This window comes from Streptomyces sp. NPDC020845, from assembly GCF_044334165.1.
Lineage (GTDB): Bacteria > Actinomycetota > Actinomycetes > Streptomycetales > Streptomycetaceae > Streptomyces.
Map to the genome: position 1 here is coordinate 72,600 of NZ_JBIRSJ010000004.1, position 26,308 is coordinate 98,907.

The window sequence follows — 26,308 nt, forward strand, 5'->3', positions numbered from 1 at the left end:
GCCGTACGGATCTTCGCGAGCCGGGCTGGTGTCGTCGGGGCCGTCATCGCGCGTCCAGCCGCTGCTGGCGGAACAGTTGCAGGACCACGACGCCGATGACACTGACGATCAGCGTCGTCACGACGGCGGTGGCCGAGCCGTAGCCGTAGTCCTGGTCGATGAACGACTGTTTGTAGACCAGCACCGGCAGGATGCTCGTGGCGTTGCCGGGCCCGCCCCGGGTCATCGCGTAGATGATGCCGAAGGCGTTGAAGGAGAACACCGACATCAGGGTCGTGACCGTGCCGAGCATCGGCACGATGTTCGGCAGTGTGATCCGGAAGAGCCGTCCGGCCTCGGACACGCCATCGAGCGTGGCCGCCTCGTGGACCTCGGGGGAAATGGTGTCCATCGCGCCCAGCAGGATCAGCATCGCGTACCCGGTCTGCGTCCACACCGCGACGAAGATCGTCACCATCAGCGCGGTCGTCGGCGATGCGAGCCAGGCGTGTGCGTCGCCGAGTCCGAGTGAGCCGAGCACTGTGTTCACCACGCCGGTGGAGGGCTGGAACGAGTTGGACCAGAAGACGCCCGCGACGCTGACCGGGACGATCACCGGCAGGAACCAGATGGTCTTGAAGAAGCGGGCGCCGGGTACCTTCCGGTTGATCGCGTTGGCGAGCAACGTCGCGATCACCACCGTGCAGACCACGGTGCCGACGAAGAACACCAGGCTGGTCACGATCGACTGCCGGACCAGCGAGTCGTTGATGAGCCGCCGGTAGTTGGCCAGCCCGCGGTAGGTGACGGATCCCACGCCGTCCCACGAGCCGAGGCTGATGTGCACCGACTCCGCGACCGGGTAGGCGATGAGCAGGGTCATCAGCACCAGCGCCGGTGCGAGGATCAGAATCGGGAACTTCTGTGCCTTCCGGCGCGGCCTGCGGGCGGTGGCGGTGGCTGAGGTGGCAACCGCGGGGATCTCCTGGGCGGTCATCAGTCCGTCGCCCCGGAGACCTTGCCGGACTGCAGGTCCTCCAGCCCGGTCTGGAACTGCTGGGCCGCCTGCTGCGGGGTCAGCTTGCCGGAGACGAGCTTCTGCAGCACCGGCACCGCGAACGACTGCCCGAGCGTGGACGGCACGGTCGAGTCCCAGATGTTGACCAGTCCGACGGACTTGGACAGCTCGAACTGCTGCTGCACCAGGTCGCCCAGGTTCGACAGGCTCGACGGCTTGATCGAGGTGAACACCGGCAGGGAGCCGCCGGCGGCGACCACGCTGACCTGGTACTTGTCGGTCATGAAGAACTTGAGGAACTTCTTGGCCAGCCCCGGGTTCGCCGCCTTGGCAGGTATGACGAGGGTGTCGCCGTTGAAGGCGTTGAACGGCGTCTTGCGGCCCTTCGTGAGCGGCGGCAGCAGGAACCAGCCCATGTCGAACGACGGCTTGGCCGCCTTCAGGTCCGCGTAGCTGTAGTTGCCGCCCTGCAGCATCGCGAGCCTGCCGCTGGTGAACAGCGCCTGGGCCTGTGTGGTGTCCATGCCGAGCATCCCCTTCTGGAAGATGCCCTTCTTCTGCCAGCCCTGGATGGTCCGCAGTGTCTTCACGAAGCCCGGGTCGGTGTACTTGACGTTCGTCGGCGAACCCGGCTTGAAGTTCGTGAGCATGGCCTGGTAATCGCTCTGCGACACCGCGGTGGGCAGCAGCGCGTCGAGCGTGTGCCCCAGGTCGTACGGGCTCGACCCACCGACGCCGAGGCCCTCGTACCCCGCGGACTTCAACTTGGCCGCCATGGACTCGAACTCGGCGACGGAGGCGACCTGGTGATCGGCCGGGTCGGGGATGCCGGCCTTGGCGAACGCCGCCTTGTTGTAGTAGATCGGGGCGATCAGCAGTTCCTCGTAGAGAACGCCGTAGTGATGCCCGTTGGTCGTGTAGTAGGCGGTCTGGCTCTTGGCGTACTTGTCCGCCAGACCGGCGGCATTCCACACATCGTCGATCGGGGTGAGCTGCTTGTTCTTCAGCAGCGCCGACCAGACGCCGGTACTGCGCTGGAGGTAGCCGATGTCCGGGGTGGCGGTCGAGCTGAGCAGGGCCACGTTCGGGCCGCGGGAGCTGTTGGAGTCGACGCTCTCGAAGGTGACCTTGGTGCCGGGGTTGGCCTTCTCGAAGTCCTTGCCGACCTGTTGCATCCGATCGGCCATCGGCCCGGCGGGGATCTGCACACGCAGCGACTTGCCGTCGCCGGATGAAGCGCCCGGACCGGTGCCGCACGCCGAGAGGATGCTCGCGGCCGCGAGCAGGACTACGGCACGCCTGGCCGCCTTGGAAGTGTTAAAGGGCCGCACGTGACTCGTCTTTCCGGGAGTTGGACAGTTCGATGGCAATCACGTCGATGAGGGCGCCGGTCGGTGGCGGCACGGTGATGAAGAGCTCGCCGAGGGGCTCGTCCTCGGCGCCGTTGGCCTTGTGCACTTCCTCATTGACGGAGTACTCCAGGGGCTGCTCGGTGCCGAGCATGCGTACGCCGGCCACCGAGCCGATAGGCACGTTGCGCACGACGAGGAGGTCCTGCGGCTGCAGCAGCAGGTGCAGGTAGATGGTGTCGCCGCGCTGGGTGGCGGGGCCGTGGAAGTCGAGGCGTTCGGACGCCGGCCCGGCGCCGAAGAGGCTCTCGCCGTGGCTGGCGAGCCAGGCGCCGAGCCGCTTGAGTATGGCCACCTCGGTCGGCACAAGCGTTCCGTCGCCGCGCGGCCCGATATTGAGCAGGAAGTTGCCGCCGCGCGAGACGACCTCGCTGAGGTAGCCGGCGAGCAGGCGCGGGCTCTTGTAGTCCAGGTCGTCGGGCCGGTACGCCCAGCTGTCGCTCATGGTGAGGCACAGCTCCCACGGTCCGCCCGGCGGGCGGCGCGGCATGCCCTGCTCGGGAGTGGCGTAGTCGCCCTGGCCCGGCAGCCGGTCGTTGATGATCACTTCCGGCTGCAGCGACTTGATCAGCTCGCGCAGCTCGGCGGCATGCCACTCCTCCGCGGTGCGTTCCCACTCCCCGTCGAACCAGAGCAGGTCGATCGTCCCGTACCGGGTGAGCAGTTCGGTGAGCTGCCCCTTGACATAGTCGATGTAGCGCGCCCACCGCTCCGGCGACGGCCGGCGGTACCGGTCGTGCGGGTAGGGGCGGTCGGCGTCGGTGAACGCGGGGTAGTCCGGATGGTTCCAGTCCAGCAGCGAGTAGTAGACGCCGACCCGAAGGCCCTCGGCGCGCAGCGCGTCGAAGAACTCGCGGGTGATGTCGCGTCCGTACGGTGAGGCCGCGATGGAGAAGTCGGAATGTTCGGTGTGGTACATCGAGTAGCCGGCGTGGTGCCGGACGGTGAAGACGACATAGCGCGCACCCGCTGCACGGGCGAGGCGGGCGACTGCCCGCGGATCCCAGTGGCGCGGATCGAAGGTCGCGGCGGTCGACTGGTACTGCGCGACCGTGATGTCGGCTTCAGGCTCGGTACGGCCCGGAAGGATCGAATGGCCGACCAGCGGCCAGCCGATCTCCACGCCTTGCTGACTGGCGTGGTCCCAGTGGACGAAGAGCCCGAAGGCCGCTTCACCGAACCAGTCGGGAATGGTCACGAGGGTCACCCTCCGCATCGAGGGGATCTTGATCCCGGATCGGATACTATAGGATTTGATTGAGGATGCAGGTGTTCCAATCGTGCGTCAACAGGTGTCGCGAAGATTTCAGAACGATCGAAGCCGTCCTCCGGATGGATCGGCGTCAAGCGCGTTAGATTCAGTGATCGAGGATGTGGAGGGTTGATGAGTGAGCCCATGCCGCTGACGGTCGCAGCCGCGATGAACAGCTCGGGTTCCCGTGGATCAGGCAAGATCAACGTTCGTGAGTCGGTCTTCCAGGCGTTGATGACCCTGCTCATGGATCACGACTTGGAGCCCGGTACGAAGCTGTCGATCGCCGGGCTCGCCCGCCAACTCGAGGTGTCCCAGACGCCGGTCCGCGAGGCTCTCGCCCGATGCGAGTCCGAGGGCCTCGTCGTGCGCCGGCCGAACGCCGGCTACCTGGTCGCCCCCCTGCTCGACCGGACCGGCCTGGACGACCTCTACGACATCCGCCTGCTCCTCGAGCCGGCCGCCGCTGAACGCGCGGCGCAGTACGCGACCTCAGCCGAACTGGACGGCATGCGCCACATGCTTGAGCGGATGAGACCGCCGCTGCGCGGCGACACCTACGAGGCCTATCGCGGCTTCGCGGAGCTCGACGCCGCCTTCCACAACGCGATCGCCGAGGCGAGCCGCAGCCCGCTCATTGCCGACACGCTGCGCCGGTTCCGGGCGCACACCCACAGCTACCGCCTCTACTTCCGGCACAGCATCGCCGGTGAGGCCGTCGTCGAGCACCAGGCGGTGCTCGACGCCATCCGGGCCAAGGACCCGGAGGCCGCGGCGCGCGCCATGCACGACCACTTGGAGTCGTCGAGGTCGCGCCTGAGGAACACCGGCGAATCCTGACCGGACGCCCTAGCTCGCGGGGGCAGCGTGCCGGGCGAGCCGCACAACGCGGCTCTGGCGCTCAGCGGGACGCGGTCCGGCTGCGTGCCGGGGGCTGTGGGCGGTGGCGTACCCGGCTGGAGCGCAGATGTGTGGCCATCGCCTCGGCCGCCTTCTCCGGGTTGCGCTGCACGAGAGCGTTCAGGATGTGCTCGTGCTCGGCGACGGTGGCGTCGACAGATCCGGGCGCGCTGTTCAACCGCAGCATGTGCAGATGGGCGTGGAGGCGGTTCACCGCGTCGGCGAGCAGCGGCCGCCCCGCAGCCTGGGCCAGCACATCGTGGAACTCCTGGTCGAGCGCGGCGAATCGGCGATAGTCCGCGTACTTCTCGCCCAGGTCGGGCTGGCGGCGCATCTCCTCGACGACGGACCGCAGTTGACGCAGTTCGTCGTCGCTCGCGTTCTCCGCGGCCAGTGAAGCGGCCCGGGGTTCGAGCAACAGCCGCATCTCGAACAGGTCGAGCAGGGCGTCGCGGTCGAGCAGGTCGGTGGCGCGATAGCCGGCGTTGGGCCGTTTGACCACGAGCCGTTCTGATTCGAGCCGGGCGAGCGCCTCTCGCACCGGGGTCGCCGACACGTTGAGCTGACGGGCCAGTCCCTCGATGCTCACGCGGGCGCCAGGCGCGATCTCATGGTCCATGACCATCGCCTTGACGCTTTCGTATACGCGATCGGTCAGCGCATCCTGTCGAGTCCCATCAGTCATGCCATGAATCATAGAGAATCCCTGCTCATCCCGGGCCCCGGCAAAGTATGGACGGCAACATGAGACCTGCCGACCGTGCCGGCCCAACCGTTCCGCGACTGGTGGCGACGGACGGACGGCGGAAAGGACGCAGACAAATGAGCAGCAGGGACGTGATCCTGGGCCGGGTGCGGCGCGCGCTCGGCGGCCCGGCCGGGGAACCGGCCACGTACGGGACGGACATCGACCGCGGCTATCTGCGCGAACACGGCGCACGCACGACCGAGGAGACGGTCGAGCTGCTCGCAGAGAACCTCGCGGACTATCGGGCGGTCGTCCACCGGTGCACCGACGAGGAGCTGTCGGAGGTCATCATGCGCCTGCTCGCCGAGCGCGGCGCGCAGACCGTCGTCGTGCCTCCCGAACTGCCCGCGTACTGGATCAAGGCGGTGGACGCGACTCGGATCCATGACCGCGCCGCGACCACGGCGGCCGAACTCGACCGGGTCGACAGCGTCGTGACGGCCTGTGCCGTGGCGATCGCCGAGACGGGAACCATCGTCCTCGACGGCTCACCCGACCAGGGCCGCCGCCGCCTCACCCTCGTCCCCGACCACCACATCTGCGTCGTCCGCGTCCCCGGCCAGGTGGTGTCCTCCGTCCCTCAGGCCCTCGAACGGCTCGACCCGACGCGACCACTCACCTGGATCTCCGGTCCGTCCGCCACCAGCGACATCGAGCTGGACCGGGTCGAGGGGGTGCACGGACCGCGCACCCTGGAAGTGGTGCTGTGCGAGGGTGACGGCTCGGCGGCAGGCGTCAACGGTCCGGAGAGAACTCCGGCAGCACGCCCTTGGTGAGCAGGAAGCACCCGTACGGTCTGTCCTCGCCCGTGATGACCACCGCAAACGCGGAGCGGGCACGCGCATAGAACGCGTGGCGTTCGACCGGCTCCACCGCGAGAGGGCGGCCCGATGCCTCCTCCGCGGCGGCGATGAAGTCCGTCTGTACCGGCGGCTCGGCGGCGGCGTCGCCGACGACCGCCATCCTCGCGATGGGCTCGGGGACGAATGTGTCGAGCGGCAGCAGTCCCAGCACCGCCCGGCCCGCCGAGACGACGTCGGTGCCATCCAGCCGAATGACCCGGTCGTTCACGGAGTGCGCGGGGAAGTTCCTGTCGACGAGCGCGATCGTGTCTCCATGTCCCATCTGCGCGAGCGCGTACAGCAAGTCCGGGGTCAGGAGCGGGTCGAGTCCTTTGAGCAAGGTGGATCAGCCTTCCGTGACCGAGGATGAGCGGGGGCCGGAGTCGAAACCGTCCGGGGGCGCACCGAGGTCCAAGGTCGCGAGCGCGTGGCTCAGCAGCGGGGGCGCGAGCAGTCCGCACGGCTCGGGCTCGGCGCGGAGCCCGGTCCCGGCGTAGTAGCGGTTGGCTGCCGACGGCGCGACCCGGATGCGGAGTTCGTTCCCCCCGGGCCGCAGGACATCGGCGGGGATCGTGACGCGGTACGGCGCCCAGGCGCGCGCCCCCACACGCACGCCGTTCACGGACACGACCACAGCTCCGGCGACAGCCGGGAGCGTCAGCTCCAAGGGGACCGGCGCGTCGAGCTCGATCTGCCGCACATAGTCGGCGGTGCCCGCGAACGCCGGAAGGTCCTGGCGCTCCCAGCCGTACGTCACCGCGATGTCGCGGCGGGTGCCCGCCTCCTCGTACGCGTCCTCGGCGACCTCGAGCAGCCAGCCGGACACGAGCTCCTCGGGCGCCGACCATTCCGGCGTGCCGCGACCGGCCGCGGCCTCGGAACCTTCCGTGGCGTGCGCCCGACCGGAAGCGGTCTCCGCGCCCCGGTACACACGCAACAAACGCAATGCGTTCTGCTCCAGCCGCAGCACGACCGGGCCCTCGGCTGCTTCGAGGGCGTCTGCTTCGAGGACGTGTACGGTGCCGTCGGCGGCATCCCACTCCTCGATACGCCAGGGCCCGTCCGGCAGCAGGAGCTCCACCGTGCCCTCGGTCTCGGCGAAGCACGCGAAGCGGAAGCCGTCGGCCGCGTCCGGGCCGCCGCGCCAGCGCACCGCCGAGCCCGCGGGGACGCGCAGTGTCGGCTCGGTCTGCCCACGCCGCGCGACGAGCCCGCGCAGCACCGCCTCCTCGGGGACCGTAGCGAACACCTCCACGGCCGGGGCGAGGCCTGCCCAGTCCTCGACGGCGGTCTGCGGGCCATCCTGGTAGACAGCGGGCGTCGCACCGCTCGCGAGCACCCGTACCCCCGATTCGGTCAGACGGCGGAGCCGGCGCAGCGATGCGGCCGAGCGCAGCGTCGTGACGGCGGGAAGTACGAGCGCCCGGTACCGGTGGTCCCCGAAGCGCACCGCGCCTTGCTCCACAGCGGCGGCGTCGAGATCGCGTTCGTCCACGAGGTGGAAGCCCACCCGGGCCTCGGTGAGCGCGCGGGCCCATTCGCCCATCGCCGACGCCTGCTCGCCGAGCTGACCCGCGGTCCACACCGTACGCAACGGGTACAGGACCGCCACGTCGCTCTGCGGTGACACCGGCTCGAGGAACTCGCTCAGCCGCGCGCTCTCGAGCGCGAACCGCAGGTGATGATCGGCGAACCACGGCTCGAAATTGATGCCCGGGGGAAAGTCGAAGCGTGGATTCCGCAGCGACTCGTGATCGTCTCCATGGCCGTGGGTCTGATAGAAGCCGTGGAAGACCATCTGCCGCATGCCCTGCAGATGGTGGTTGATCGCCGTTGTGCGCAGCTCCTGCAGGGTCAGCCCCCAGTGGCCGGACCACGGAGTCCCGCCTTCGGGCGGGGTGAGGAAGTACTGCTCGACCATCGTCCCGCCGCGGCCGTGGTGGCGGGCGACGGAGTCGCCGAACACGGGGCTGAGCTGTACCAGGGCGTCCTGCGCATCCACCGCGGTGAGGTCGCGGTAACCGTCCACGCCGAAGTGGTCGAGCCCGAAGTTCACGCGCAGGTCCCAGTTCGAGAACGCGGTGTCGAGCGCCCAGCCGCCGACGTGCCCGAGGACTTCATGGCCGGTCTGACGCAGGCCGTGGGCGTGGCTCCAGGTGCGCAGCTTGCCGAGGAACGTCTCCATCGCGTAGCCGCTGAAGTGCTCGTAGAACTGGGCGCGAAGGCTCAGCCGCTCCGGGTCGTCTCCGTCGAGTACGGCGGCGAGCACTTGGGGGGTCTGCCCGCCCCAGCGCTCCCGGATCGAGACGGCCAGGCTCTCATGGAACGGCATCGCCGAACGCAGATCTCCGGCGCGCTCCGCCCAGTCGTAGTACACGGCGTGCGGCTGGTCGAAGAACATGTAGGCGACGGTGGAGCCGAAGAAGTCGCCCAGGGCGTCGGCGAAGGGCTGGTAGCCGGCCTCGATGAAGCGATCGACCGCGACCGGGTCGACGGGGTTCACGAGCCGGGAGGTCGCACAGCGGGCGGAGACGAACACGATCGCCTCCGCGCCGTCGGGCACGGGGTCGACGAGGCGGACACGACACCTGTCGGCGGTGCCGTCCACGCGGTCGACGAGCTCGGGCCGCTCGGTGGCCGCGCCCTGCTCCCCTTCCACGACGAGCGCGTACTCGACCCGCCAGTCGGCCCAGGCGACGACCCCGCCCTCGTAGTGCCAGTCCATCCCGGCCGGGCCGAGGTTCTCCGTCGCCGAGCGGATCCCGCTGAGCGAGCCATCGCTCGCGCCCGCGGGGATCCGCACCCAGAACATGTGCCGTTCGCGCAGTTCGTCGTGGTCGGCCACGGCCCGGCCCGCCGCGTGACCGGTCTGCCAGTTGTAGTCGTCATAGATGCCGACGATCATGCCGAGCTCGGCGGCCGTCTCGACGGCCGCACGGCACGCGGCGAGGTAGTCGTCGTCCAGGTAACCCTCGATCGGGTACGACAGCCGCGCCTGCACCTGGAAGCTCCGGATCCCGGCGTCGTGCATCTGCCGCACCTGGGCGCGGATCGTGTCCTTGTCGGGCAGCCGATGCCAGAACCAGTAGGCGGCGGGCGCATGCCACGGGTCCGGGTTCCGGAATCGCTGCAGCGCGGTCTCATGTGCGGACAAGGGGGTCAGCTCCTCGATCGGTCAGCTCCTCGAGCGGCGGCGAGACCCCGCGTGGGCCTCACCGCCACGGGTCGGTCAGCGTTCGGTGCGGTCGGCCGCATGCCTGCCGGCCGCGTCGGGAGTCGGAACCTCGCGCCCGCCCTCCCCGCGTCCGCCCTTCGCGCGAGCGGCGTCTCCCGCGGTCATGAGCGAATAGTCGGGCTTCGGGTCCAGCCGGAGTCCGAACGTGAGGATCGCGTAGAGCGTGGCGCCGAGCGCCAGGGCGATGACGATGCCGAGCCCGCTCGACCCGAACACGCCGGTGCGGCCGCTCTCGGTGAGGAGGAATCCCGTGATCTCCCCGAAGTTCGGGTCGGAGCTCGTCACGAGGCCGAGACCGACGACGGTTCCGGTGATCAGACTCAGAATCGCCGTCCAGCGCGCGTCGCGGCCGCCGTAGCCACGCGGGTTCGCCATATCGGTGTTCCAGCCCATGCGGCGCTGCCGGATGAAGTCGACGATCTGGATGCCGCCCATGGTGCCCATCATCACGGCGATGAGCGACAGGAACGACTGGAACGTCGCGAGGAACGAGGTGGAGATGAACAGCAGGTAGAAGGCGCCCGCCGCGATGATGACCGCGTTGATCGCGGTCGTCACGGAGCGGCGCAGCCGCACGCCGACCGCCATGAGCGCGAGGCCGGAGCTGTACATGCCGGTGATGGCGGCCGAAACGAGCGAGATGACGATGATGATGGAGAAGGGAACGAAGAACCACATCGGCAGGAGCGCGGTGAGCGCGCCGATCGGGTCGGACGCTGTGGCGGCACCGAGCTTCGAATCCCCGCCGACGAGAAGCGCGCCGACGGCGAGGAGGATGACGACCGGCAGGCTGAGCCCGGCGACCGTCCAGCTGATCACGCCGCGCGCCGGGGTATCGCGCGGGAGGTAACGGGCGAAGTCGCCGCCGTAGTTGAGGAAGCCGAGGCCGACGAGGGTCATCGCCATGATGATGCCGCCGATGAACACCAGCGGTCCGCCCGCAGGGGTGTCACCGAGGTGCGACCACTCGATCTCAGGCACCATGAATCCGAGGAACGCGACCGTCATGATGCCGGTCACCCACGAGATCCAGACCTCGACCTTCATGATGAACTCATGGCCGAGGACGGAGACCGTCATTGTCACGGCGAGCACGAGCACGAACCACAGCACGATCGTGAACGTGGCGCTCGACCCGTCCGTATCGGCGAACACCGACGGCCACAGCTTCGCGAACAGGTTCGCACCGGTGGTCGAGGCAAGGGTGATAATCGTCACCTTCCAGCCCATATTGGACAGGTAGGCGAAGAACGCGGGAATCCTGTTGCCCTTGATGCCGAACGCGAAGCGCGTCTGGGCGAGGGTCGGCAGTCCCGTGCGGGGCCCGCCGACCGCGAGGATGCCGACGAGGGCGGACGAGGCGAGGTAGCCGATGGTCCCGGCGACGATCGTCTGCCAGACGTTCAGACCGAGGCCGAAGACGAAGATGCCGTAGCTGATGCCGAGGATCGAGATGTTCCAGGCAAACCACACAGCGAACAGGCCGCTCGGCCTTCCGCGTCGTTCGGCATCGGGAACGGGATTGACGCCGTTCGATTCGACGGTCGTGCCTCTACGACCTTGCTGAGCCTCATTGCTCATGGAAGGGCGCCTTTCGATGTATGGCGATGTGGGGAGGGGCGGGTGGTTGAAGCTTCGGGGAATTCGTGGGTTCGCGTTCGAGGAGCGCGTCGACCGCGTCCGGGGACGACGCGGCTCCGCATGCGATGTGCGGCGTTCGCGGTGACGGCCATCGCGGTCGCGGCGGACGCGAGTACGGGGATGTGTGTACGGGGACGCGTGTACGGCGGTGAGGCGGGCCGCTAAGCGGTGGGGTGGACCGCTAAATCGCCGGTGAGAGGGGCGGCGAGCGCGCGGACATGCGCGGGCTTCAGGAGATCGCCGGCTCCCGCGTGGACGACGATGCGCCTGCCGCCGCAAGCGATGAGCGGGACCGATCCGACGACAAGCGCCCGTCCGTCGCCCCCTGGGGCGTACGGCGGGCGGTCACGCGGTACTCTCATCGTCGGGAAAACCATTTCCGAACCTAAGCACGCTGGTCCCTGCCGCGTCAACGGGTCGCCGGGAACGCCCTGATAGCATCGACGGCCAGGAGCCAGGGGAGATCAAGATGGGCGCGCGCATCGGCTTGAAGGACGTGGCGTTGCGCGCGGGAGTGTCAGTGCCGACGGCGAGCCGTGTGCTCTCCGGTGTTCAGCGCAACGTCGATCCGGAGCTGGCGCTGCGGGTGCGGAACGCATGCGAGGAACTGGGCTACAGGGTGAACGCGGCGGCGCGGGCGCTGCGGATCCAGTCGACGGATTCGTTGGCGCTTGTCGTTCCCGCGATCGCGAACGCGTACTTCGCGGAGCTGGTGTCGGCGTATTCGCGCCGCCTGGATCTTCAGGGCAAGCGGCTGGTGACGATCGACACGGGCGAGAGCCCGGAGACCGAGCAGCGTCAGCTCGGCGCCATGGATCGGGCGCTGGTGGACGCGATACTCGTGGTGCCTGCGGCGTTCGAGCGGAGTGGCGCGGCGATCACGGAGCTCGCGCGGTCCAACCGTGTCGTGCAGGTCGACCGCCGCGCACGAGGCGTCGAAGCGCCGTCGGTACGGCTCGACAACGCGGCGGGGGTCGGCCTGCTCGTGGATCACCTGCGGGCGCGGGGCCGCCGCAGCATCCTGATGGTCGACGCCCAGGAGGACTCCTCGTCGAGCATCGAGCGCACAACCGCGTTCCGCGCGCTCGCCGGGCCGGACGACCGGGTTCTGGAAATGCCGAACTTCACCGTGGCGAGCGGCATCGACGCGGCGAAGCACCTGCTCGCGAACCCCGGCGACACAGATGCGATCATCTGCACCGCTGACACTGTCGCGCTCGGCCTGCTGACGGCGCTTCAGCACGCCGGTAAGCGCGTGCCTGCCGAGTACGCGATCACGAGTTTCGACGGCACGTACCTCTCCGACACCGCCGCGCCGGGACTCACCACCCTGGGCTCGACCGCCGAGCGCATGGTCGAGGCATCCCTCGCCCTCCTCGACGGCGGCAGCGGTGATGTCGTCCTGAAACCCGAGCTCGTGGTCCGCGGTTCCAGCGGCTGACTGCGAATCCAGGATCGCCGGCCGACCAACGGGGCGAACCAGTCAGATCGTGAAGAGCGTGAATTTCGCGTTCCATAGGCCCAATGGGTCTTCTTCCCCGAAATTCACGCCGGTTCTCTTGAATAGCGCATGCATCGCCCACGACTCTCCGTCATCGTCAGGCGTCATCTCCGGAACCGCATCGCTGCCGGTCGCTTCCAACACCTGCTGACCGTTGCGGTAGTGCAGTGCGATCGGCTTGTCGGCGATCCGTACAAGATGCAGGTCTGTCGACGCTGATGCCTCATCCAGGTAGTCGTAGTTCCCCGACAGCCTGCAGCCCGCATCGATGACGACCACCCAGTCGCCGACTTTCGTTGCGCACAGATGCGGTACCCGCCTGCCCGACGTTGCGTCCTCGAAACACATCGTGGTGCTCGTCTCGATGAACACGTCCGGCACCGCTTCGTACAGCTCGTCCTGCCGGACAGCAACTACCTCTATATTCCAGCCCATTGACGCACTTCAGCAATCCAAACCTGCTTTTCGGCGGCTGAGCCGTTATGCGCCTGTCGTCGAGTCGGGGCGGACGATCATCAGGACCACCACGATCAGCCAGGCGAGGGCGAACAGGCCGGTGATCATCGACAGGCGGGGCAGCCGGGCGATCAGGGACTCCGCGGCGGTCGACGGCTGTTCGGGCTTGTCGAGCCGGCTGACCACGTTGTCCTGGGTGCCGAGCACCGCGATGCCCAGCAGGACGGCGGCCACCGCTGTCAGAGCCATGGAGGCGATGAGCCAGGGGCTGCCCATTACGCCCATCACCTGGGCGGTGCCGACACCGAAGATCGGGACGGAGATGCCGGCCACGGCGTAGACCCGGCAGATCCGATGCAGCAGCCGGACCGGGCCCTTGGCCGACTGCTGCTCGGGCCCGTCTGCCAGCGCCTGGCGCGCAAAACGCGGGAACAAGCTGGCCGCGATGGTGACCGGTCCGATGAGCAGGATCGCCGCCAGCACGTGGATGCTGAGCAGGAATTTGGCCATGCCGGTGTCTCCCTTCCACGAAGTTCGCCGTCGAAGGCTTCACCGAGACCCTCCACGCCGAACTGGCACCCCTGGGCATCCACGTGACGCTCGTGGAACCGGGCTTCTTCCGCACCGACTTCCTCGACCCCGCCAGCCTGCACACCGGCCCCGACACGATCGACGACTACGCGCCCACCGTCGGCGCGATGCGTGCGGCCGCCGCGAGCCTGAACCACGCCCAGCCCGGCGACCCGGTCAAGGCCGCGCGCCATTGTCGAGATGACCGCCGTTGCCGAGCCGCCCCTGCGCCTTCCGCTCGGAGCCGACACCCTGCAAGCCTTCGACGCCAAGCTGGACACCTTCCGCAAGGAGATGGACACCTGGCGGCACGTCGCCCTCTCCACCGATCACGACCAGGACAACACCGCTGAAGGCCCGCCGGATCAGCCGAGTGCAGGGCTGCCGGCGGCTGTTGTCAGTGACCGGATCTAATGTGAGGCCCGTCAAGCCCGTGTCGGGGGCGGGCTCATCACAGGAGCGGAGGAAGGGGCGGCCGTGCGGGAGAAGGAACGCGAGGGGCACGCGCCCGTGGGCGCCGGACACACGTCGGACGCCGGGGGCACCGGACATGCCGAAGACGCTGCGGCGGCACCCGACGAGGACTCCTTCACGCTGCCCGCCGCCTGGCGGCAGCGCCTCCGCCCGCGCTGGGGCGGCATCACCCGGTACTCGCACGCCCCCCACGAGTCGGCTCTCGACTCCTGGGACAGGCGGCTTGCGGCGGCGAAGGAGGAGTGGACCGGCACGGTCCTCGGCGGGGCCGTCCCGGCCATCGCCCCTGAGCCGGCAGCCGCCGCACGCCGCTATCTGGAGGGGACGGCGGATCCGGTCGGCGCCGCGGTCCTGGCGGTGGTCACCGACCGCGGGAGGTTGCTGTACGACGCGGTCGCCGACGCCTGGTGTCTGCGGCACGGGCGGGCCTTCGCGGCCCGTGCCACGGTGGAGCTGTTCGAGCTCGACCATGACGACGACCAGGGCCGGACCACCAGGCTGGCCGTCCTGCCCGAGGGCGACTCGCCGCAGCGGCTGTGGTTGCGCCGGGGCGCCGCAGACCGGGTGCGGACGCTGCTGTCGATGGCCGGTGAGGGCGAGTACCGCGAGGTGGTGGCGGCTCTGGCCGCGCACCGCGGCGGTGCGCGGCGCCGAATTGTGGTGTCGTATCTGGTCCCGGGCGAGACCGACTGGGTCGCGGAGTGCTGCGCCGACCCGGGGGAGAGCGGCCGGGAGGACCGTGTCGTACGCGCCATGCTGTTCGAGTCGCTGAACGACGAGGAGCAGCTGCGGGCTCTGCTGCGGGCGGGCGGCGTGTCCGCCTACGACGGCAGGCTCTCCACCGCGGCCACCGTCGCCGAGGGCGTCGGCCCGGCCGTCGCCGCGCTGATCGCGGAGATCTGGCGGCACCGTACGCCTTCCTACGGGGCATCGGCGGAAGAACAGGCGGGCATCCTGGCGGAGCTGCCGACGGACGAGGCGTTCGAGCTGCTGATGGCCCACGCGGACGACAAACAGGTGCGTCCGGCGCTGCTGGAGGCGGTGCGCCGGTATCCGGTGCGCGCGGCCCGCCTGCTGGCCGGCCGGGCGGCGCCCGCCCCGGGCCGTAACTCCTTCCTGCTGGGCCAGTTGCTGACCGCGCATGTCGCCACGCACGGTGAGCTGCTGGAGTCGCGGCTCGCACAGTTCCCGCCCAAGGTCGCCGAGGTGGTGCGGGTGCTGCTGCACCCCGCCGCAGCCGACGCCCCCGCCGATGCGCTGCCCGGGCTGCTGGTGAGCCCGCCGTGGACAGGCACGCGGACGGCGCCGATGCCGGGAACCGTCAAGGGGCTCGTCGTCGGGGAGGAGACCCGCATGCTGTGGCAGCCCGGCGAGCGCGAGGCATGGGCTGCCGCCGTCGAGGAGCCCAGGCGGCGGGTGCGGCAACGGCAGAACGAGCCGTATCCCGACGTCCGAACCCTGTGGGAGCAGTTCACGGACCTCGACAACTATCGTCTGGCCGCCCTGTTCGCCGACGGCCCGGACACGTACCGCCCGCTGCTGGCGCAGTGGACTCCCGAGCACATGTGGGAGCTCGTCAAGGAGCTGAAGCCGGTGGCCGCCCGATGGGAGGAGGACGCGCTGCCGCCGCTGCTGCACGCCGCGGCGCGGCAGCCCGCTGTGGCCGGCGGGCTGCTCCTGCCCTATCGGCAGCTGGAGGTCGCGCGGCTGATGGCCGACTGGTTCGTGCGGCTGAAGTCCGTCGCGGCCACGACTCGCGCCTGGTTCGCCAGGCACGGCGCGGACGCCGCCGTGCTGCTGGTGCCCGACGCCGCCGGTCCGGCGGGCGCCGCCCGCCACAGCGCCGAGCACGCGCTGCGGGCCATCGCCGCCACGCACGGCAAGGACGCCGTACTCGACGCGGCGGCCGGTCACGGTCCCAAGGCGGTCGCGGTCGTCCGTGACCTGCTGTCGGCCGATCGTCTGGAGCTCGCGCTGCCGTCGAGGATGCCGGAGCCCGTCGCCTGGGCGGCCCCCCGGTTGCTGCCGCGAGTGCTGCTGCGTGACCGGACCTCGGCGCTGCCGGCCGAATCCGTGCGCCATCTGCTCACCATGCTGGCGATCTCCCGGCCGGGCGCGGTCTATACGGGCGTGGAGACAGTGCAGGAGGCGTGCGATCCCGAGTCGCTGGCCACCTTCGCCTGGTCCCTGTTCGAGCAGTGGCGGCTGTCCGGGATGCCGGCCAAGGAAAGCTGGGCGCTGCATGCCCTGGGGTGGCTCGGCGACGACGAGACGGTGCGCCGGCTGGCGCCGGTCCTGCGGAACTGGCCCGGCGAGGGAGCGCACCAGCGGGCTGTGGAGGGCCTGGACGTGCTGGCGGCCATCGGCAGCGACGTGGCCCTGATGCATCTGCACGGGGTGTCCCAGCGGGTGAAATTCAAGGCGCTCAAGACGCGCGCCAAGGAGAAGATCGAGCAGGTGGCGGCCGATCTGGGGCTGTCCGGCGAGGAACTCGCCGACCGGCTGGTGCCGGACTTCGGGCTGGACACCGACGGCTCGACCGTCGTGGACTACGGGCCCCGGCGCTTCACCGTGGGCTTCGACGAGCAACTGCGGCCGTACGTCCTGGACCAGGACGGCAAGCGGCGCAAGGACTTGCCCAAGCCGGGTGCCCGCGACGACGCCGAGCTGGCGCCGGCGGAACGCAAGCGGTTCATGGCGCTGAAGAAGGATGTGCGGACGGTGGCCTCGGACCAGGTGCGCCGGCTGGAGGGCGCGATGGTCGCGGGCCGCAGCTGGACGACCGGTGAGTTCCGCGAGCTGTTCGTCTCCCATCCCCTGCTGTGGCATCTGGTGCGGCGGCTGGTGTGGCTGTGCATCCCGGCCGGGGTTTCGGAGGGGGCTTTGTACGGGGCCCCGGCCATCAGCGGCGCTGGTGCGGCGACGGCGTTCCGGGTGGCGGAGGACCGCACCTTCGCCGACGTACGGGACGAGGAGTTCTCGTTGCCGGAGGACGCCTCGGTGCGGCTGGCGCACCCGCTCCACCTCGGCGAGGAGCTGACGGAGTGGGAGGGGCTGTTCGTCGACCACGAGATCCTGCAGCCGTTCCCGCAGCTCGGCCGTGCCGTACACCGGCTCACGGACGACGAGGCGGCCGCCGACCGGTTGGCGCGGTTCGAGGACATCACCGTGCCGACCGCCAAACTGCTCGGCCTGGAACGGCGCGGCTGGGAGCGCGACGAGCCGATGTTCGCGGGTGTGCAGTGCCGGCTGTCCAAGCGAGTCGCGAAGGACCGCTGGATCGTAGTCAGTCCGTCGGAGGGGTTCACGATCGGCGCCGTCGACGTCTCCACCGAGCAGTCGCTGGAATTCATAGGGCTGTCCGAGCAGCCCAGCGCATGGGACCCGCCCGGGGAACCGTCCAGGCTGGCCTTCGCCGAACTCGACCCGGTGACCGCGTCCGAGCTGCTCGCCGACCTCACGGAGCTGGTGGCCCGCTGACGACGCACCGCACCGCACCACACCGCACGGCACAGCTAGCCGGTACGTGGAGGCGGCCGGTCCTCGGTCGGCGCGGGCGTCGGATGGGCAAGGCGCCGTTGAAGCGGGAGTTGGGTACGTCGGCTTGGGCGGCGGTAAGCCAGCCGTGGCGGTACAGCCGCTTCGAGCGCAGTCAGGCCGTCCTCCCGAAGCCGGCTCGAAAGGAGTGGGTCGAGGTGCTGTTATCGTGCACTGCGTGGCGAGCGACGATGAAATCCTGGACTCGATCCGGCGGGACTCTGCGCTCGCTGAGTTGCTATGGCAGGTTTGCGAGTTCGATCTCTCGCGTGGCGACCACGGTGAGCCTGTCCGGCTGTCGTCCGGGGTTGCCCTGGACGGTGTTGCCGGCGACTTCACCGGCGGGACGTTCTTCCGCTGTGGTGATCACGGCGCGGCTCGGCCCGTGCTGTATGCCAGCTCGGAGGGACAGGCCGGTCTGATCGGCCAGAGCGTGGCCGAAGCACTGGAGATCATGATTGGACTGCCGTCTTGGCGGGACTGCCTGAAGTTCTCCGGATCCGGTGATCTGGAGGTTATGCGGACGACCGCAGCCCACCTTGGCCGCGACGAGCTCAGGGACGAACCGGAAATCGGCGCTGACCGAGTGCGTGTGGCGGCGGCGCTGGACCTGAAGCTCGGGTCCGTCCCGGGCTTGCTGGCTCGCCTGCATGCTGCGGTTTCCGCTACCGCGCCTGATTTTGTACTCACCGTCAAAACCGGCGACGCGTACGAGTCCCTGTTCGGGCCATGGCTGCCGAACCGCAATCCCGCCTGGCGGTGAAAGGCAAGGCTGGGCGGTTCGGGATCGACGATCAAGACGGTGGATCAGCCACCCTCGGGCGGCCGTCAGCGCCCGGAGCCCGCAGATGGCAGTCATCACAAGATCCCCGACAGAGCCGAAATACGTGACTGTCGACAGGCACTTCGAGACGCTCACGCAGGGAACCGTGTCACGGGAACACAGCGGGGTCACAGGTGGTCGGGTGAGGCCTGTCGTCGGGAGAGCACCAGCCTGCGTAGCTCTCGGTCGATTTGGGTGACGACGACCGTGACCTCGTCGCCGACTTGGACGACATCCGACGGAGCCTTCAGGGGGGTCCATGTGAGCTCTTGTAGGTGGATCAGCCCCTCGATTCCGTTGGCCACCTGGACGAAGACACCGAATGGGACCAGTTTGGTGACGTGCCCACGCAGTTTCTGACCCACCGCATTGCGATCTGCGAATGCCTGGAAGGGATCCGGCTGCGTCGCCCGCAAGGACAGTCTGGCCTCCAGGTTCCATGTGTCGAGCTGGAGGAACTCACATGAGACACGCTGTCCGACCTGAACGACATCGGAAGCCGCTTCGAAGCGCCGCCAGGACAGTTCGGGGATCGAGATGAACCCGACGCCGGGGAAAACCGGGTGGTTGGGGCCGTCGTCCAGTGCCACGAACACGCCGAACCGTTCAATCGCTGTGATGGTTCCGGAAAGGGTCTCGCCGAGGTGCAGTGATTCCAGAAACGCCCAGAGTTCAGGATTCTCAGACGGTCCGCCCATGCTGCCCAGCCTTTCATGACACGCGGATCCTCGGCGGCCTCGAGCGGTACCGGCTATGCGTCCCGTGGGCTGTAGTGATCCAGGAACATGTCGATGCCGCTGCTGACGAGACGGTCCGTCAGGTCCTCGTCGATGTGTGTGCCGTAGGAGCTGAAGACCATGTGCGGGAAGACCAGGAGCCCGTAGAACTGGATGATCGCCACTTGGAGGTCGGGGATTTCCAGCCGGCCCTGCTCGGCGAGGGAACGCAGGGCGCCGGCGACGGCGGGGTGGTGGCTCTCCGTGGCGTGGTGTTTCCAGGCCTCGCCCAGCTCGGGGAAGCGGTGGAGTTCGGCGGCGACGAGATTGCGCAGAGCGGTGACCTCGTGATTGGTGCGGACGGCGTGGACCCAGGTGCGGGCCGCCTCGACGAGGGCTGTCCGCAGGTCCTCGGCTTCCGCGAGGCCCTCGAGTGCGGCTGAGGACTCACCGGCGAGCGGCTCGTCGAGTGCGCTCGTGATGACCGCCGTGAACAGGGCTTCCTTGCTGCCGAAGTGGTTGTAGACGGTCACCTTCGACACGCCTGCCTCGGCGGCGATGGTGTCCATTCCCACACCGAAGCCCTCCCGCAGGAACAGCTCGCGGGCGGCCCGGACGATGGCCTGCCGCTTGAGCTCTGCCCGAGGGCCGCTCGGCGGTCGTTTGACGCTGTCCACGCTCATGACCTCGACCCTAGCATCCATCTGAACTGTACGGTTGAGTTCATCTGAACTGAACAGTATGGTTCAGATGGGCGTTCGGCCGAGCGAGAGCGGGACCGTGCGTCAGAAAGGGGACCTCGTGCCTTCCGCGTCCGATCCGGTGACCGCTGCACCGCAGACCTCCGCCCCGCCGGTCCGGCGATGGTCACCCTCGCCGTCGTCAGTGCCCGTAGGTGTCGCCAACAGCGCCGCCATCCAAATCGGCGCGGCGGCCGAGCGTTCGTCGACGGCATGGACCCGGCGGTGCCCCCCCCGGGGCCGGTGTCACCGCGGCAGCCGTGCTCCTCGCCCTTCTCCTCGCGCCCTCCCGCGGCGCGGACACGACCCGCGACCCACGACCCTGACCACGCACCAGAAGGACCCGTCATGACCCACTCTGCAGCCGGTGCACCGCATACAGCCGAACACGACGACCACCCGCCCGCCGACCCGCGCCGCTGGGCAGCCCTCGCGCTGATCTGCCTCGCCCAGTTCATGCTGATTCTCGACGTCACCGTCGTGAACGTTGCCCTGCCCGACATGGCGGCCGACCTCGACCTCGGCCGGGAGGCGGTGACCTGGGTGGTCACCGCCTACACCCTCTGCTTCGGCGGGTTGATGCTGCTCGGCGGCCGACTCGCCGACGCCCTCGGCGCCCGCCGTACGCTCCTCGCCGGACTCGCGCTGTTCACCGCCGCCTCGCTGGTCACCGGCCTGGCCGAGAACGCCCCGACACTGCTCGGCGGCCGGGTCGGCCAGGGCGTCGGCGCAGCCCTGCTCTCCCCGGCCGCACTCTCCATCGTCACCACCACCTTCCACGGCGCCGAACGCAACAAGGCGCTCGGTGTCTGGGCGGCCATCGGCGGCACCGGCTCCGCGGCCGGTGTCCTCGTCGGCGGAGCCTTGACCGGCGGGCCTGGTTGGGAATGGGTGTTCTTCATCAACGTGCCGGTCGGGCTGCTCCTGTTGGTGGCCTTGCCCGCCTTCGTCCCGGCCCGAGCGCCGCAGCCCGCACGGCTCGACGTCCCCGGCGCGCTGCTGGTCACCGCGGGCACCGCCGCTCTGATCTACGGCCTGGTCAAGGCGGGGGACGCCGGCTGGGCGGCCGCCTCGAGCCTGCTGCCGCTGGTCGGTGCGGTGCTCGCGTACGCGGCTTTCGCGGCGGTCGAGCGGGCCAGCCGGACTCCGCTGATGGACCTGCGGATGTTCACCCGGCGGCCCGTGCTCGCCGGGGCCTTCCTGATGCTGATCGCCACCGCCCTGCTGATCGCGTTCTTCTTCCTCGGGTCTGTGTACTTGCAGCGCCTCCGGGGCTTCGGCCCGCTGCGCACCGGGTTGGTGTTCCTGCCCGTCGCGGTCGCCACCGGTATCGGGGCACACCTCGGTTCCCGGCTCGTCGGCCGGATCGGCAGCCGCCCGACCGCTGTCGCGGGCATGCTCGTCGCCACCGCCGGAACCGTCCCGCTGACCCAGCTGTCGGAGACCGGCAGCGTGTACACCGGGCTCCTGCCGGGCTTCGTGATCGCCTCGCTCGGCGTCGGCGCTGTGTTCGTCACCGCCACGACGACCGCACTGGCCATGGTGGAACACCGGGAGGCGGGGCTCGCCTCCGGAGTCGTCAACACCTTCCACGAGGTGGGTGGTTCGATCGGCGTCGCCGTCGTCTCCACGGTCGCGGCTTCCGGGTTCGAGCGAGGCTCAGTGGGTGGCTTCGCCGACGCGTTCATCGTGTGTGCGGTGGCGGCGGCCGCCAGCGCCGCCGTGGCCCTGGGCCTCGTACCGCGAGGCAAGCCGCAGTCGGCCGGCGGCCCGCACGTGCACTGACCAAGAGTAGCCGCCGACCAAGAGCAGTCGCCGACCAAGAGTGGCCGCTCCTCATCAACGTTGCGCACATGGCCGCAGACCCGCAGGTCGAGCTCTCCGTACCCCGGTGTGAGTGACCGTACTGACGTGCCACTTACCCCCACCGGGTATATTGGCGGCACCGTCTCACCGGAACCCAGAGGGCAGCGATGACAGCACGAGGAGCTTTGGCCCCGCGGACCAGCGCCTCGCGCGCTGCCGTCCGCTGGGCGCGCGCTGCCGTCATCGCTCTGCTCGCGGCGCTCGCCGTACTGATCCACCACGAGACGGCGGCCCTGGCGATCGGACCGACGCCCTCGTCCGCCGCGCACGTGATGACGCCCGGCATGGTGATGGCGGGCAACCATGCCGCACCGGCGACGGCCATGTCCGGGCACACGCACGGTAGCGCTCCCGCACAGTCCGCCGCGCCGATGGCGACCGCCCCCGCGACAAACAGTGCCGATGGCCCGGCCTGCTCCGGTATGGCCATGCAGCATTGCTCGACCGCAAGCCTCGAGGCCGTGAAGCTCGCGGCACCGCAACAGACCCTTGCGTCGTGGGATGTCCCCGCGCACGGAGGTGTCACCGCGGGGCCGAAGGCCGCCGGGACGGTGGACCGGGCGCCGCCGGACCTGTCCGTACTTTCTCAGCTGCGCATTTAGGCCGTGCCCACGGCTTTCTCGTGCCGCCCTTGTCATGCCGAGGAGCCGTTCCAGCATGCCAACTCCTTATGTGCACACTGAGAACGAGGACACCCGATGAACAGCATCAACCGTCGCTCCCTCTTGCTCGCGGGGCTCGGCGCCGCGGGCGCCGGCGCGCTCGCCGCCTGCAGCAGCGGCTCCACCAGCACGCCCACCCTGATCAGCCCCTCCGGCTCGGCGGTCGCCGCGACCGAGAAGAAGCGGAAGGGCACCGGCAGGACGCAGAAGGTGACCCTGACCGCCGCGCCCGCCATACTCGACCTCGGCGGCAGGATCATGGCCAAGAGCTGGGCCTTCAGCGGTCAGGCCGTCGGCAAGGAGATCCGCCTGTCCGCCGGCGACACCTTGGCAGCCGAACTCTCCAACCAACTGCCGAACAAGACGACCACCTCCATCCACTGGCACGGCCTCGCCATGCGCAACGACATGGACGGCGTGCCCCCGGTGACCCAGCAGGCCGTACGGGCGGGTGCCAACTTCACGTACCGTTTCATCGCCGACGCCCCCGGTACGTACTTCTTCCACCCCCACGTCGGCGTCCAGCTCGACCGCGGGCTGTACGCGCCGCTGATCGTCGAGGACCCCCAGGAGCCGTTGTCGTACGACGACGAATGGGTCGTCGTCCTGGACGACTGGGTCGACGGAGTCACCGGCACCCCCGACGAGGTCCTCGCCGAACTGCGTCAAGGTATGGGCGGCATGGACATGGGCGGTATGGATATGGGCGGTGACTCCGGCTCCGGCGGCATGGAGGGTCACGACATGCACGGCAAGGGGGGCATGGACATGGGGGAGGACTCCGCGTCCCCGTCCGCCTCGCCCACGTCCGGCGGAACGTCGATGAAGTTCATGCTGATGGGCGCCGAGAGCGAGCTGCTCGGCGGCGACGCCGGCGACGTGAAGTATCCGTACCACCTGGTCAACGGCCGAGTGCCGGCCGACCCGGACGTCTACCAGGGCAAGCCCGGCAAGCGGGTCCGGCTGCGGATCATCAACGCGGGCGGTGACACCGCGTACCGGGTGGCGCTCGGCGGCCATAAGCTGACCATCACCCACACCGACGGGTTCCCCGTCGAGCACCAGCAGGTCGACGCCCTGCTGATCGGCATGGGGGAGCGGTACGACGTCCTGGTCACGGTCGGCGACGGCGTCTTCCCGCTCGTCGCGCTGGCCGAGGGCAAGAACGCCACCGGCATGGCCCTGGTGCGTACAGGATCCGGCAGCGCGCCGAAGGCGACCGTCCGCCCGAAGGAACTGAACGGCAGGATCCTGACGGCGTCCCAGCTGCGCGCGGCCGACGATGTCCGCTTGCCGTCCAAGAAGGTGGACCGGGTGCACCGTGTCGAGCTGACCGGCGGCATGGACAAGTACAACTGGGCCATCAACGGCAAGGCCTTCGACATGGACGACCCGGCCGCGCATCCGCTCACGATCGAGGAAGGGCAGCGGGTCCGGCTGGACTTCGTCAACACCACGGAGATGTGGCACCCGATGCACCTGCACGGCCACACCTACCAGCTCGGAAACACCGGCCCGCGCAAGGACACCGCCATCGTGCTGCCCAAGAAGAAGCTGTCCGTCGTCTTCGACGCCGACAACCCCGGTCAGTGGATGCTGCACTGCCACAACGCGTACCACGGAGAGGCCGGCATGATGGCGCTGGTCGCGTACCAGGCCTGACCGTCACCGCTCCTGCCCGGTGCTGGGGCCGGCCCGCCCGGTCGGCCCCAGCACCGGGTAGTAGCCGGCTACCACTTCATCGCGGTGAGGTCGCCGCTGCCACGAACATCGGCAGCGCCAGGAAGACCCGGTCGGCCTCGGCCCGCTCACGCTGCTCAGCGATCCAGCCGTCCGCTTGTTTGCGCGTGACGGCGCCGACGGAGCAAGCTCCTTCGACCAGGCCGGTGAGCAGGGGCAACATCGTCGACCCGGTGAAAACGCCCGTGTGCACCTCGACCGTCACGTCGTCGAAGCAGGCGTCCAGCAGTAGGTTGCGGTATCGGCGAGCGGCACGCGGGCCGGCGGTCAGGTCGGCGCGGGCGTGCACGATGGTGCGGGTAAGGGCCGGATCGGCGGAGTCGATGACGAACGTGTCCCAGTCCTGCCCGACCAGCACGATCCGCCCTCCGGGCACAAGAACCCTGCGTGCTTCCGCCAACGCCTGCTCCGGCTCACTCAGTTCATGGAACACCTTGTCGGCCCGGTAACCGTCCACTGAGGCGTCCGGCAGCGGCAACTCGTATGCCCCCGCGATCCGGTAGTCCCCCTCGGGCCACCGGCCGCGGGCGACGGCGATCATCCGCTCGCTCGGGTCCACACCGACGGCCTTCACACCCTGCTCGGCCAGTTCCGCCACGGCCCGGCCGGCGCCGCAACCCACGTCGACCACCCACTTGCCGGCGGCGGCGCCGAGCAAATCGCAGGACAGAGCCCTCAGTTCCTTGGCACCCGGTAGACGGTCGGCCGCGTCGAGCAGCGCGATGAGGTCGTCCGTCGACTGGGGTTTCTGATCTGTTTCCCTGGTCATGAGCCCCAAGGCTGCGACTTAATGTCGGCATGAAGTCAAGCGAGCACGGGATGACTGCCGGCGGCGGGCGCGAGCCCATGAGCATCGGTGCCATCGCCCAACGCTTCGGTCTGGCCACGCACGTCCTGCGTCACTGGGAGTCAATGGGGCTCCTCACCCCCGCACGCGATGCCGCCGGTCGGCGCCGCTACGGCATCACCGACCTCACGCGCGTCGCCGTCATCCTGCGCGCCAAGGAGGCGGGGCTCTCCCTCGACACCATCCGCTCTCTGGCCGCTACCGCCGATCCGACGCAGCGACGGGACATCCTGTGCGAGGAGGCCGAGGCGCTTCGCTCCCGTATCGCAGCTGCGCAGGCGTCCCTCGACCTCATCGAATGCGCTCTCGACTGCGATCACGAGGACTTCACCCAGTGCGCTCATTTCCGGCAGATGGTGGCAGATCGCATCGGCCTGGACGCTGCTCCCCACATCCCTGTCAAGCCGTAGGTTTCGGACCGGCGTGGACGGCGTGCTGAGGGGCGCGGACACGTCATGCAACGACCCGTTCGGACTCCGCGCGCTCTGCCGATGGCCACGGGCCGCAGCAATGATGAGCAGACCGCACGTGATCCAGACGACTCCGCACACCTGCCCTTTGGCAGGTGGATATGCGGTGGAAGGAAGCCACGTTGTTGCTTCTCATCTCCCCGGACAGCGTCGAGGAGGCCCTCGACTGTGCGAAGGCGGCGGAGCACCTCGACATCGTCGATGTCAAGAAGCCTGACGAGGGCTCGCTGGGCGCGAACTTCCCGTGGGTCATCAGGGAGATCCGCGATGCGGTCCCGGCGGACAAGCCGGTGTCCGCCACCGTGGGAGACGTCCCGTACAAGCCCGGCACGGTGGCCCAGGCGGCGCTCGGTGCAGCTGTCTCCGGAGCCACGTATATCAAGGTCGGCCTCTACGGCTGCACGACGCCCGAACAGGCCATCGATGTCATGCGAGGGGTCGTCCGGGCAGTGAAGGACTATCGGCCGGACGCGTTCGTCGTCGCCTCGGGTTACGCCGACGCCGGCCGGATCGGCTGCGTCAACCCGCTCGCGCTGCCCGACATCGCCCGCCGCTCCGGCTCCGACGCGGCCATGCTCGACACCGCGATCAAGGACGGGACACGGCTGTTCGACCACGTTCCGCCCGACGTCTGCGCGGAGTTCGTCCGGCTGGCCCACGAGGCCGATCTGCTCGCCGCCCTCGCAGGCAGCGTCAAGGTGGGAGACCTCGGCGCGCTGACCCGCATCGGCACGGACATCGTGGGGGTGCGCGGGGCGGTCTGCCAGGGGGGCGACCGCAACACCGGAAGGATTCAGCCGCAGCTGGTGGCCGCCTTCCGGGCGGAGATGGACCGGCATGCCCGGGAACACGCAGCTGCCGTCGCCGCCACGAGCTGACCGC

General features: G+C 69.3%; 23 protein-coding genes. 11 read left to right on the forward strand and 12 right to left on the reverse strand.

Features of this window, described 5'->3' with window-relative positions; all coding sequences use genetic code 11:
• Positions 1-43: 43 nt before the first annotated feature.
• From ACH4U7_RS10465 to ACH4U7_RS10475, 3 genes are read right to left on the reverse strand one after another with little or no spacing between them, the layout of a single operon-like run.
• Complete coding sequence (locus tag ACH4U7_RS10465) at positions 44-976, reverse strand: carbohydrate ABC transporter permease (protein ID WP_398527564.1); 933 nt, start codon at positions 974-976, stop codon at positions 44-46.
• On the reverse strand, positions 976-2,328 hold the full coding sequence (locus ACH4U7_RS10470) for an ABC transporter substrate-binding protein (protein ID WP_398527566.1): 1,353 nt from the start codon (positions 2,326-2,328) through the stop codon (positions 976-978). The genes ACH4U7_RS10465 and ACH4U7_RS10470 overlap by 1 nt, the downstream gene beginning before the upstream one ends.
• Positions 2,315-3,604 carry an alpha-L-fucosidase gene (locus ACH4U7_RS10475; RefSeq protein ID WP_398527567.1) on the reverse strand — a complete coding sequence of 430 codons (1,290 nt, stop codon included), beginning with the start codon at positions 3,602-3,604 and terminating at the stop codon, positions 2,315-2,317. The genes ACH4U7_RS10470 and ACH4U7_RS10475 overlap by 14 nt, the downstream gene beginning before the upstream one ends.
• Before the next feature lie 186 nt (positions 3,605-3,790).
• Between ACH4U7_RS10475 and ACH4U7_RS10480 the strand changes: the two genes are divergently transcribed.
• Positions 3,791-4,498, forward strand: coding sequence for a GntR family transcriptional regulator (locus tag ACH4U7_RS10480; RefSeq protein ID WP_398527568.1), 708 nt, complete (start codon positions 3,791-3,793; stop codon positions 4,496-4,498).
• A 61-nt stretch (positions 4,499-4,559) separates the two neighbouring features.
• Here ACH4U7_RS10480 and ACH4U7_RS10485 read toward each other — a convergent pair whose 3' ends face one another.
• The gene (locus ACH4U7_RS10485; RefSeq protein ID WP_398527569.1) at positions 4,560-5,243 is read right to left on the reverse strand and encodes a GntR family transcriptional regulator; all 684 of its coding nucleotides are present in this window, start codon (positions 5,241-5,243) and stop codon (positions 4,560-4,562) included.
• Positions 5,244-5,380: 137 nt separating this feature from the next.
• Here ACH4U7_RS10485 and ACH4U7_RS10490 point away from each other — a divergent pair, with 137 nt between their 5' ends.
• A complete protein-coding gene (locus ACH4U7_RS10490; RefSeq protein WP_398527570.1) occupies positions 5,381-6,082 on the forward strand; it encodes a lactate utilization protein C in 702 nt (233 codons plus the stop codon).
• On the opposite strand, the gene ACH4U7_RS10495 is transcribed toward ACH4U7_RS10490, so the two are convergent.
• The 3 genes from ACH4U7_RS10495 to ACH4U7_RS10505 form a co-directional block, all read right to left on the reverse strand.
• On the reverse strand, positions 6,042-6,488 hold the full coding sequence (locus tag ACH4U7_RS10495) for an RbsD/FucU family protein (RefSeq protein ID WP_398527571.1): 447 nt from the start codon (positions 6,486-6,488) through the stop codon (positions 6,042-6,044). The genes ACH4U7_RS10490 and ACH4U7_RS10495 overlap by 41 nt on opposite strands.
• Before the next feature lie 6 nt (positions 6,489-6,494).
• The gene (locus ACH4U7_RS10500; RefSeq protein WP_398527572.1) at positions 6,495-9,302 is read right to left on the reverse strand and encodes a hypothetical protein; all 2,808 of its coding nucleotides are present in this window, start codon (positions 9,300-9,302) and stop codon (positions 6,495-6,497) included.
• A gap of 75 nt (positions 9,303-9,377) precedes the next feature.
• Positions 9,378-11,303 (reverse strand): purine-cytosine permease family protein, encoded by a 1,926-nt coding sequence (locus ACH4U7_RS10505; protein ID WP_398527573.1) that lies wholly within the window; start codon positions 11,301-11,303, stop codon positions 9,378-9,380.
• 190 nt (positions 11,304-11,493) lie between these two features.
• Here ACH4U7_RS10505 and ACH4U7_RS10510 point away from each other — a divergent pair, with 190 nt between their 5' ends.
• The gene (locus ACH4U7_RS10510) at positions 11,494-12,465 is read left to right on the forward strand and encodes a LacI family DNA-binding transcriptional regulator (RefSeq protein ID WP_398527574.1); all 972 of its coding nucleotides are present in this window, start codon (positions 11,494-11,496) and stop codon (positions 12,463-12,465) included.
• A gap of 42 nt (positions 12,466-12,507) precedes the next feature.
• On the opposite strand, the gene ACH4U7_RS10515 is transcribed toward ACH4U7_RS10510, so the two are convergent.
• Positions 12,508-12,960, reverse strand: coding sequence for a hypothetical protein (locus ACH4U7_RS10515; RefSeq protein WP_398527575.1), 453 nt, complete (start codon positions 12,958-12,960; stop codon positions 12,508-12,510).
• Positions 12,961-13,005: 45 nt separating this feature from the next.
• A complete protein-coding gene (locus tag ACH4U7_RS10520) occupies positions 13,006-13,491 on the reverse strand; it encodes a DUF2269 family protein (protein WP_398527576.1) in 486 nt (161 codons plus the stop codon).
• A gap of 261 nt (positions 13,492-13,752) precedes the next feature.
• On the opposite strand from ACH4U7_RS10520, the gene ACH4U7_RS10525 reads away from it, so the two are divergent.
• From ACH4U7_RS10525 to ACH4U7_RS10535, 3 genes are all read left to right on the forward strand, one after another.
• Positions 13,753-13,965 (forward strand): hypothetical protein, encoded by a 213-nt coding sequence (locus ACH4U7_RS10525; protein WP_398527577.1) that lies wholly within the window; start codon positions 13,753-13,755, stop codon positions 13,963-13,965.
• A 63-nt stretch (positions 13,966-14,028) separates the two neighbouring features.
• Positions 14,029-17,505 (forward strand): DUF4132 domain-containing protein, encoded by a 3,477-nt coding sequence (locus tag ACH4U7_RS10530; RefSeq protein ID WP_398527578.1) that lies wholly within the window; start codon positions 14,029-14,031, stop codon positions 17,503-17,505.
• A gap of 235 nt (positions 17,506-17,740) precedes the next feature.
• The gene (locus ACH4U7_RS10535; protein ID WP_398527579.1) at positions 17,741-18,325 is read left to right on the forward strand and encodes a hypothetical protein; all 585 of its coding nucleotides are present in this window, start codon (positions 17,741-17,743) and stop codon (positions 18,323-18,325) included.
• A gap of 188 nt (positions 18,326-18,513) precedes the next feature.
• On the opposite strand, the gene ACH4U7_RS10540 is transcribed toward ACH4U7_RS10535, so the two are convergent.
• Together ACH4U7_RS10540 and ACH4U7_RS10545 are read right to left on the reverse strand one after the other, a co-directional pair.
• The gene (locus tag ACH4U7_RS10540; RefSeq protein WP_398527580.1) at positions 18,514-19,083 is read right to left on the reverse strand and encodes a S1 RNA-binding domain-containing protein; all 570 of its coding nucleotides are present in this window, start codon (positions 19,081-19,083) and stop codon (positions 18,514-18,516) included.
• Positions 19,084-19,136: 53 nt separating this feature from the next.
• The gene (locus ACH4U7_RS10545) at positions 19,137-19,784 is read right to left on the reverse strand and encodes a TetR/AcrR family transcriptional regulator (protein WP_398527581.1); all 648 of its coding nucleotides are present in this window, start codon (positions 19,782-19,784) and stop codon (positions 19,137-19,139) included.
• 405 nt (positions 19,785-20,189) lie between these two features.
• On the opposite strand from ACH4U7_RS10545, the gene ACH4U7_RS10550 reads away from it, so the two are divergent.
• From ACH4U7_RS10550 to ACH4U7_RS10560, 3 genes are all read left to right on the forward strand, one after another.
• A complete protein-coding gene (locus tag ACH4U7_RS10550; RefSeq protein ID WP_398527582.1) occupies positions 20,190-21,626 on the forward strand; it encodes an MFS transporter in 1,437 nt (478 codons plus the stop codon).
• A 206-nt stretch (positions 21,627-21,832) separates the two neighbouring features.
• A complete protein-coding gene (locus tag ACH4U7_RS10555) occupies positions 21,833-22,309 on the forward strand; it encodes a hypothetical protein (protein WP_398527583.1) in 477 nt (158 codons plus the stop codon).
• A gap of 96 nt (positions 22,310-22,405) precedes the next feature.
• Positions 22,406-24,031 (forward strand): multicopper oxidase family protein, encoded by a 1,626-nt coding sequence (locus tag ACH4U7_RS10560; RefSeq protein WP_398527584.1) that lies wholly within the window; start codon positions 22,406-22,408, stop codon positions 24,029-24,031.
• A gap of 76 nt (positions 24,032-24,107) precedes the next feature.
• On the opposite strand, the gene ACH4U7_RS10565 is transcribed toward ACH4U7_RS10560, so the two are convergent.
• Positions 24,108-24,878 carry a methyltransferase domain-containing protein gene (locus ACH4U7_RS10565; RefSeq protein ID WP_398527585.1) on the reverse strand — a complete coding sequence of 257 codons (771 nt, stop codon included), beginning with the start codon at positions 24,876-24,878 and terminating at the stop codon, positions 24,108-24,110.
• A 29-nt stretch (positions 24,879-24,907) separates the two neighbouring features.
• On the opposite strand from ACH4U7_RS10565, the gene ACH4U7_RS10570 reads away from it, so the two are divergent.
• Both ACH4U7_RS10570 and ACH4U7_RS10575 read left to right on the forward strand, forming a co-directional pair.
• On the forward strand, positions 24,908-25,366 hold the full coding sequence (locus ACH4U7_RS10570) for a MerR family transcriptional regulator (protein ID WP_398527586.1): 459 nt from the start codon (positions 24,908-24,910) through the stop codon (positions 25,364-25,366).
• A gap of 161 nt (positions 25,367-25,527) precedes the next feature.
• Complete coding sequence (locus ACH4U7_RS10575; protein ID WP_398527587.1) at positions 25,528-26,304, forward strand: (5-formylfuran-3-yl)methyl phosphate synthase; 777 nt, start codon at positions 25,528-25,530, stop codon at positions 26,302-26,304.
• Positions 26,305-26,308 lie beyond the last annotated feature (4 nt).

What these genes read in the sequence shown, in the direction of transcription:
- ACH4U7_RS10465 (WP_398527564.1), bottom strand. Translation starts at nt 976, where the DNA reads ATGACCGCCCAGGAGATCCCCGCGGTTGCCACCTCAGCCACCGCCACC.
- ACH4U7_RS10480 (WP_398527568.1), top strand. Translation starts at nt 3,791, where the DNA reads ATGAGTGAGCCCATGCCGCTGACGGTCGCAGCCGCGATGAACAGCTCG.
- ACH4U7_RS10485 (WP_398527569.1), bottom strand. Translation starts at nt 5,243, where the DNA reads ATGACTGATGGGACTCGACAGGATGCGCTGACCGATCGCGTATACGAA.
- ACH4U7_RS10490 (WP_398527570.1), top strand. Translation starts at nt 5,381, where the DNA reads ATGAGCAGCAGGGACGTGATCCTGGGCCGGGTGCGGCGCGCGCTCGGC.
- ACH4U7_RS10510 (WP_398527574.1), top strand. Translation starts at nt 11,494, where the DNA reads ATGGGCGCGCGCATCGGCTTGAAGGACGTGGCGTTGCGCGCGGGAGTG.
- ACH4U7_RS10515 (WP_398527575.1), bottom strand. Translation starts at nt 12,960, where the DNA reads ATGGGCTGGAATATAGAGGTAGTTGCTGTCCGGCAGGACGAGCTGTAC.
- ACH4U7_RS10520 (WP_398527576.1), bottom strand. Translation starts at nt 13,491, where the DNA reads ATGGCCAAATTCCTGCTCAGCATCCACGTGCTGGCGGCGATCCTGCTC.
- ACH4U7_RS10525 (WP_398527577.1), top strand. Translation starts at nt 13,753, where the DNA reads ATGACCGCCGTTGCCGAGCCGCCCCTGCGCCTTCCGCTCGGAGCCGAC.
- ACH4U7_RS10540 (WP_398527580.1), bottom strand. Translation starts at nt 19,083, where the DNA reads ATGGGCGGACCGTCTGAGAATCCTGAACTCTGGGCGTTTCTGGAATCA.
- ACH4U7_RS10545 (WP_398527581.1), bottom strand. Translation starts at nt 19,784, where the DNA reads ATGAGCGTGGACAGCGTCAAACGACCGCCGAGCGGCCCTCGGGCAGAG.
- ACH4U7_RS10550 (WP_398527582.1), top strand. Translation starts at nt 20,190, where the DNA reads ATGACCCACTCTGCAGCCGGTGCACCGCATACAGCCGAACACGACGAC.
- ACH4U7_RS10560 (WP_398527584.1), top strand. Translation starts at nt 22,406, where the DNA reads ATGAACAGCATCAACCGTCGCTCCCTCTTGCTCGCGGGGCTCGGCGCC.
- ACH4U7_RS10565 (WP_398527585.1), bottom strand. Translation starts at nt 24,878, where the DNA reads ATGACCAGGGAAACAGATCAGAAACCCCAGTCGACGGACGACCTCATC.
- ACH4U7_RS10570 (WP_398527586.1), top strand. Translation starts at nt 24,908, where the DNA reads ATGAAGTCAAGCGAGCACGGGATGACTGCCGGCGGCGGGCGCGAGCCC.
- ACH4U7_RS10575 (WP_398527587.1), top strand. Translation starts at nt 25,528, where the DNA reads ATGCGGTGGAAGGAAGCCACGTTGTTGCTTCTCATCTCCCCGGACAGC.